Here is a 7198-nt window from a genome sequence, read left to right as displayed (position 1 = left end):
CCATGTCAATCCATCTGCATGGAGTCCAGCAGCTCGTTAATCGACGCCCGGACGCAGTGGTTCCCATCGTCCCAGACCACCTCGCTGCCCTCCAGCCTTGCTGCGCAGAATAATTTGGGCGAGGCCAGTCTTCCAAACCGTACGGCGTGAAGCCTGTGCTTCATATTCACAATCGCCTCGCTCCCATTTGAGAAGCTGAGCTTCAGCTGATAGCCGGGGAGTACATGCAGCACCACACCCATATTATTCATAGCATTTCCTCCTTCTGTAAAAAAATAGCAGCATAGAATTTCCGTATTTTTATCATACAGAAATTCTATGCTGCTCCGCATCCCCCAAAGGGGGGATTTTCCTGGTTATTTCAAAAGTTCCACCAGGCGGCCGCGCCGGTCAATATTGGTTTTGTTGAAGATGCTGCGGATATGGCTCTTTACAGTCTCTTCAGAGATGAAGAGCGCTTCGGCAATTTCCTTGTTGCGCAGCCCGGCCGCCGCCAGCTGGGCCACCTCCCGTTCCCGCTCGGTCAGCTCGCCCATCTGTTCCGGATATTTTTCCAGCATGAAGAAAATGCGGCTCTCTTCCGCCTTGGTATAGTGGATCTCCATCGCTTTAATCTCCTGGATTGCTCTTCCGTGCTTTTTTTTCATGGACGGAAGCAGGAACAAAATGGACAGATACTTCCGGAAGCAGGCCAGAAAGGTATAGTTTTTATCCTGTTCAGCCAGGGTCAGCGACTGATCCAGCCACTCTGCCGCCCGGTTGGGCAGTCCGATGGCCAGATAGCACAGCGCCAGACCCACGCACATGAAGTTGCGGGTGGACAGGGAGATGAGGCGGCTGTCCAGAGCCAGGGACGCCTCCACGCTGGCAATGGCCCGCTTGTACTCCTTGCGCAGAATCAGGTCGGTGATGCGGTTGGTCTTAGCCATAAAGTTGGTAAAGGTCAGGTCGTTGAGCATATCCGCCGGACCCCGCGCCCACTCGGCCGAACGGTCGGGCTCCATCATCAGGCCCAGGAGATAGCCGCGCACGGTCTCTGCCATCTGTGTGTTGATGGCCGTGTGCCGGAGGAATGGATAGGCCAGGGCCTTGTTCTCCAGATATTCAATGGCCTTCTGGAGGGAAATCATGTCCGACTGATAAATGGCGTTAATGCCCAGCAGCAGCGCCGCGCCATAGGTTACGCTGGCGTTCTGCCAGCGCTCCGAAAGCATGGCCGCCTTGTGGGCATGGATATCCGACTCGTCAAACCGACCCTGTACGCTGAGTGCCTCCCCCAGATAGAGCTCATAGGCCCCCGCGCCGTGGTGGTTTGTCAGGCGGTTATAGATCTCCAGCATATCCCGCAGTTCCTCCGCCGTCTCCATCATTCGTCCAGGCGTCCGGTAGAAGAGATACCACATGGAGGGCGTACCGAACATATAGGGTTCTCTGGGCGTAAAAATCCGGGAGGGCTCCGTCATCAGACGCTCCGCCGCCAGGTAATGTTCTTTCATTCCGGAGATATCGGGAAACTCCCGGAATGCCGCCACAAGATGCCACTCGCCCATCAGCTGCGGGCTGTCTTTTTCCTCTATAATATGACGGCACCGCTCCAGCGCCGCGGTAAACCCTTCAAAATCAGTTCCCGAAAACAGAGCCAGGCACAGACGCAGCATGGACAGCGGATAGGCCGCCAGCGCTTCACAGGAACAGCGTTCCAGCACCGTCTGCGCAAGGGCCGTATAGCTGATGCCGCCGAATTTCTCATTGAGCAGTCCCGACAGTTCACAGGAGAAGAGCTTTTCGTCATTCCCAGCCCGGAAGAAACACTCTATCGCCTTCTTATTGGTGCCCGCTCTGCGGTAAATTTCTCCGGCAGCCTCATAAACCTGGCTCTGGAAATCCTCCGGCATGGTTTTGAGCATCCGCAGAAGAAAATGCCGCAGCAGCTCATGAGGATAGATGGTCCGTTCCCGCTGATCGTGGTGCATCAGCGGAACACGTACAAGAAGACTGCTCAGGGCCGCCTCCCGGCCTGGGATAATCTCCGGCAGCTGCTCCTCCCGAATGTAGTCAAACACCGCCACCTGCAGGAGCATCTTCTGTTCCTCGTCAGACAGCTTTCCCCAGAAAAAGGCGCGGAGGAGTCCATCCATATCTTGAAATTCCGGCAGGCCGCCGCCGTCCTGGCGCAGATGACTGAAATACAGCGACACTGCGGCAGCCCACCCCTCTGTGTTGCGATAAATAATCTCCGTCTGATGCTTTGACAGCTGCAGTCCCAGCTGTCGTCCGTATTCCGTAATATTCTTTCGGCTCAGCAGCAGATCCCGTGAGCAAAAGCGGTAGACATTGGTGGTGTTCTCAAAAGCCGCACGGAGCCTTCCAAAGTTTTGGGAGATGAGGATGACATGCAGCGTATCCCTTCTGCGATCCGCTATGGCCCGAAGAAGCGGCAGGGGCCAGTTGTCTCCTATCAGCTGAAAATTGTCCAGAATCAGATAGCAGGGCTCAGAGATGCAAAGATTGGTCAGAATATCCGCCGCAACACTGACATTGCTCCGGTTCAGAAAGCCCAGCTGCCGAAGGACGTCCCCCGCCTCCGGGTCCAGCTGCCCAATCTGCCTCATGAACCAGTCCAGACTGGTATCCTGAAGGCAGCTCACCGCCGTAAACCAGCGGATCTGTTCTGAGGGCACATTGCGGATGGCCCAGCGGACAGCCGTGGTCTTTCCATATCCCGCCGGAGCCTCTACCATTACCATGCCGAAGTTGGAAATTTTTGATAGTTTTTGAGATATTTCCTCAGAAAAGTATGGTTTTTCCACAGTCTCCACTCCCTTCCCGGTCTCCTCAGCATCTCATTATAGTCGAACTTCCGCTCCCTGTCACTCCCGTAAATGGGGCGGAAGTTTTTATCTCCGCATCTTCAGCCGCAGAGCTTGTGAAAAGCGGCCGCTTACTCCCTGTTTTCTCTGCTATCCTGCATACTTTGAGACAGGTGAGTGAGAAAATGTCCCAGGGCGGGATTTCCCTTTTCTGACAGGTAGGCGGCGCCAAAAGACAGAGGCTCCGCATCAGCCATTGGAATATAGCGCAGCTGAGGCACCCTGCTATGGGGAAAGTCGGGAACCAGGGCGAAGGCATAGCCCGCCTCTACCAGAGGATAAATGGCCTCCTGGTTGTCGCAGAAGAGAATCTGATTGGTGCTTCGGCCGCCCATGACCCTGCCCTGAATCTCAAAAAGCTCACGGGGGCAGGCGGGCGGGCGGCAGGCCGCGATGCGCTCTGCCGCCTGGAGCTGACGGCTGGTGACCGTCTGCTCCTCCGCCAGAGGGTGGCCCGGAGCACAGATACACATCACCGGGCAGCGGGTCAACTCCAGATACCGGGCCTTTGAGGGCGCCGACTCCTGAAAGGTAAACATGAGGTGGATGCTCTCCTCCTCCAGCAGATTTTCCAGAGCGTCAAAGGGCACCAGCCGCAGAACGGGCAGCACTTCCGGTCTGGTGCGGCGGAGCCGGGCCAGCGCCGGCCGAAGCAGCCACAGCTCTGCGGTATTCCGGCACCCAATCACCAGGCGCAGGGGCGCCTCCTGCCGACACTCCTTCACCCTGGCCTTGGACAGGGCGGTAATCTTCATCAGCTCTCCGGCGTACTGCGTGAAAAGGAATCCCTCCTGCGTCAGGCGGACGCTCTTACTGGTGCGGTGAAACAGCTTCACGCCCAGCTCGTTCTCCAGGGTGTTGATCTGATGGCTCACTGCGGGCTGGGTGATGGAGAGGTGCTCCGCCGCCCGGGAAAAATTCAGGCAGTTGGCCACCTCCATAAAGCACTCCAGCTGTGTGGTGTTCATTGTGCTCCTCCTTTCCGGCCCGGTGCGCATTTTTTACAGAGATGGGGTCTCCCTGCTCCGGGCGTTTGTTCAATTCAAAGAGTCAATAAAATTCTTTTATAGAATATAGCACATTTGAATTTCACATGCAAGAAAGACTGTGGTATAAACAAAAGGTGACAGATAGTTTCTGTCCAAACAAAAAAGGAAAGGCGGGCAGGTATGATGATGGAAATGGACGCGGGCCGGCTCCTCCGGGACGGCAGATGGCTGTGCATTCAGGCCGAGCAGTGCATCGGCCGCCGTCTGGCCTCCACCGGCCTGACAGCCGCCCAGGCCCAGATTCTCCTGTGCCTGCTGGACCGGGACGGACAGGGCACCCTTCTGACCGAGATTCACCGTGCCTTTGGCTACTCCATGGCCACGCTGTCGAGCATGGTCAAGCGTCTGAGGGAAAAAGGGTACATCCGCGTGGAGCGCTGCAAGGAGGACGATCGGCGCCGCCTGCTCTTTGCCACCGAGGCGGCCAGGCGGCTGCGTCCCACGCTGGAGGCAACCATTCAGGGCGTCCACAGCCAGCTGTACCACGGCTTTTCTCAGAAGGAACTGTTCACCCTGGACCGTCTGCAGAGAAAGCTGCTGCAAAACCTGTCCGCACTGACAGCACAACATCAAAAGGAGGAATCGAAATCGTGAAAACCGTACTGCGTCAGCTGGGCCGCTTCAAGCGGGACACCCTCCTGTGCATCGCAATGGCCGCTCTTGAGGTGGTCATGGAGATTCTGCTGCCCTTCATCACCGCCATTATCATTGACCAGGGGCTGGAAAAGGCCCATCTGCCCACCGTGTACCGCTACGGCATTGTCATGGTGGTGCTGGCCGGCATGAGCCTCCTGTTCGGCGCACTGGCGGGAAAATTCGCCGCCAGCGCCTCCTCCGGCCTGGCCGCCAACCTGCGGGAGGCCATTTACAACAATATCCAGACCTTCTCCTTCTCCAATATCGACAAATTCAGCGTGCCCGGCCTGGTCACCCGGATGACCACTGATGTCACCAATGTACAGAACGCCTTCATGATGGTCATCCGCGTCGCGGTCCGCTCTCCCCTCACGCTGATATTCAGCTACATCATGTGCCTCATCATCAGCCCTGAACTGAGCCTTACCTTCCTCATTGCGGTTGTCTTTCTCATTGTGGTGCTGGGCGCCATTATGGCGGTCACCATCAAGATCTTCAATCAGGTGTTCCGCAAGTACGACGACCTGAATGCCAGCGTCCAGGAGAACGTGTCCGCCATCCGGGTGGTGAAGGCCTTTGTGCGGGAGGATTTTGAGGACGACAAGTTCTCCAAAGCCTCTCACAACCTCTACCGTCTGTTCGTCAAGGCTGAGGGCCTGCTGGCCTTCAACAGCCCCGCCATGATGCTGGCCGTCTACTTCTGCATCATCATGGTCTCCTGGATGGGCGCCCAGTTCATTGTGGGCGGCAGCATGTCCACCGGCGATCTGACCAGCCTGTTCAGCTATGTCATGTCCCTGCTGATGAGCCTGATGATGCTGTCCATGGTGGTAGTCATGATCAGCATGTCCCTGGCCAGCATCAACCGTATCAGCGAGGTGCTCCGGGAGATCCCCGACCTGAAGGAGCCGGAGCAGCCCGTCTTCCAGGTGGCCGACGGCAGCATCGACTTTGACCACGTCAGCTTCTCCTACAAGCACGGCAGCGGCAAAAACGCCCTGACCGACATTGACCTGCACATCAAATCCGGCGAGACCATCGGCGTCATCGGCGGCACGGGCGCTGGCAAGAGCAGCCTGGTCAACCTGATCTGCCGGCTATACGACGTGGACCAGGGCGCCGTCCGGGTGGGCGGTACCGACGTGCGGAAGTACGATATGGAGTCCCTGCGCAACCAGGTGTCCGTGGTACTGCAGAAAAACACCCTGTTCTCCGGCACCATCCTGGAGAACCTGCGCTGGGGCAACCCGGACGCCACCGAGGCCGAGTGCGTGGAGGCCTGCCGGGCGGCCTGCGCCGACGAGTTCATCGACCGCTTCCCCGACGGCTACAACACCCGCATTGAGCGGGGCGGCTCCAACGTGTCCGGCGGCCAGAAGCAGCGGCTGTGCATTGCCCGTGCCCTGCTGAAGCGCCCCAAGGTGCTGATTCTGGATGACTCCACCTCCGCCGTGGACACCGCCACCGACGCCAAAATCCGCCAGGCCTTCGCCCAGCGCATCCCCGGCACCACAAAAATCATCATCGCCCAGCGGATCTCCAGCGTCCAGGACGCCGACCGCATTCTGGTGCTGGATAACGGCCGCATCGACGGCTTTGACACCCACGAAAACCTTCTGAAGTCCAACGCCATCTACCAGGAGATCTACGAGTCCCAGGTCAAGGGCGGCGGCGACTTCGACCAGCCCGCCTGAAAGGAGGAATCCCCCGTATGAGTGAAACAAAATCCAGGGCCAGCTCTCTCCCGGTGCTCCGCCGGGTGGTGCGCTACATGCTGCACTTCTACAAGCTGCCCTTTGTACTGGTTATTCTCTGTATTCTCATCTCCGCCGTGGCCACAGTGGTGGCCGCCACCTTCCCCCAGACCCTGGTGGATGACTACATCACCCCCATGCTCGCCGCCGGCTCCACCGACTTCAGCGGCCTGGCCTCCGCCATTCTCCGGCTGATTGTCCTGCTGGTTGTGGGCATCGCCGCCGCTTTCGGCTACAACCGCATCATGGTCACTGTCAGCCAGGGCACCATGCTCCACCTGCGCAACGACCTGTTCCGCCGGATGGAGGCCCTGCCCATCAAGTACTTTGACACCCACGCCCACGGCGACATCATGTCCGTGTACACCAACGACGTGGACACCCTGCGGCAGCTCCTCAGCCAGAGCATCCCCCAGATCATCAACTCCTCCATCACCATGGCGGCCACCCTCATCACCATGCTGCTGCTCAACCCCACCCTCACCATCATCTCGGTGGCCACCGCCGTGGTCATGCTGCTGGTCACCGCCAGATTCTCCAGCCTGTCGGGCGCCTACTACGTCCAGCAGCAGAAGAATCTGGGCATTGTGGACGGCTTCATCGAGGAGATGCTGGACGGCCAGAAGGTGGTCAAGGTATTCTGCCACGAGGAGGCCGCCAAGGCTGACTTCCACCAGGTCAACGAGGCTCTGCGCCAGAGCGCCGACAAGGCCAACCGGTACGCCAACCTGCTCATGCCCATCAACGCCAATATCGGCTGGCTCAGCTACGCCCTGGTGGCCGTTGTGGGCGCCATTCTGGGCATCAACGGCCTGGCCGGCGTCACCCTGGGCACCGTCATCTCCTTTGTGGGTCTGAACAAGAGCTTCACCCAGCCCATCACCCAGGT

At 58.4% G+C, this 7198-nt stretch carries 6 protein-coding genes; 3 read left to right on the top strand and 3 right to left on the bottom strand.

What is annotated here, in order from left to right; genetic code table 11:
* Positions 1-5: 5 nt before the first annotated feature.
* The 3 genes from Q0K06_RS07600 to Q0K06_RS07590 all read right to left on the bottom strand — a co-directional run bounded on the left by Q0K06_RS07600 (position 6) and on the right by Q0K06_RS07590 (position 3838).
* Positions 6-251 (bottom strand): DUF2442 domain-containing protein, encoded by a 246-nt coding sequence (locus Q0K06_RS07600; RefSeq protein WP_294550716.1) that lies wholly within the window; start codon positions 249-251, stop codon positions 6-8.
* A gap of 105 nt (positions 252-356) precedes the next feature.
* Positions 357-2810 carry a LuxR C-terminal-related transcriptional regulator gene (locus Q0K06_RS07595; protein WP_294550714.1) on the bottom strand — a complete coding sequence of 818 codons (2454 nt, stop codon included), beginning with the start codon at positions 2808-2810 and terminating at the stop codon, positions 357-359.
* A 131-nt stretch (positions 2811-2941) separates the two neighbouring features.
* Positions 2942-3838 (bottom strand): LysR family transcriptional regulator, encoded by an 897-nt coding sequence (locus tag Q0K06_RS07590; RefSeq protein WP_294550713.1) that lies wholly within the window; start codon positions 3836-3838, stop codon positions 2942-2944.
* 201 nt (positions 3839-4039) lie between these two features.
* On the opposite strand from Q0K06_RS07590, the gene Q0K06_RS07585 reads away from it, so the two are divergent.
* The 3 genes from Q0K06_RS07585 to Q0K06_RS07575 form a co-directional block, all read left to right on the top strand.
* Positions 4040-4513: a MarR family transcriptional regulator gene (locus tag Q0K06_RS07585; protein WP_294550712.1), complete on the top strand. Its 474-nt coding sequence runs from the start codon at positions 4040-4042 to the stop codon at positions 4511-4513.
* Entirely contained in the window at positions 4510-6249 is a 1740-nt protein-coding gene (locus Q0K06_RS07580; protein ID WP_294550711.1) for an ABC transporter ATP-binding protein, read from the top strand. Before Q0K06_RS07585 ends, Q0K06_RS07580 begins: the two co-directional genes overlap by 4 nt.
* A gap of 17 nt (positions 6250-6266) precedes the next feature.
* Positions 6267-7198, top strand: a 932-nt coding sequence (locus Q0K06_RS07575; RefSeq protein WP_294550709.1) for an ABC transporter ATP-binding protein, incomplete at its 3' end; no start/stop codon positions are given.

It is taken from the genome of uncultured Pseudoflavonifractor sp. (assembly GCF_944387805.1).
Taxonomy (GTDB): Bacteria; Bacillota; Clostridia; order Oscillospirales; family Oscillospiraceae; genus Pseudoflavonifractor.
This window is presented reverse-complemented; position numbering and strand designations above follow the sequence as displayed.

What these genes read in the sequence shown, in the direction of transcription:
- Q0K06_RS07600 (WP_294550716.1), bottom strand. Translation starts at nt 251, where the DNA reads ATGAATAATATGGGTGTGGTGCTGCATGTACTCCCCGGCTATCAGCTG.
- Q0K06_RS07590 (WP_294550713.1), bottom strand. Translation starts at nt 3,838, where the DNA reads ATGAACACCACACAGCTGGAGTGCTTTATGGAGGTGGCCAACTGCCTG.
- Q0K06_RS07585 (WP_294550712.1), top strand. Translation starts at nt 4,040, where the DNA reads ATGATGATGGAAATGGACGCGGGCCGGCTCCTCCGGGACGGCAGATGG.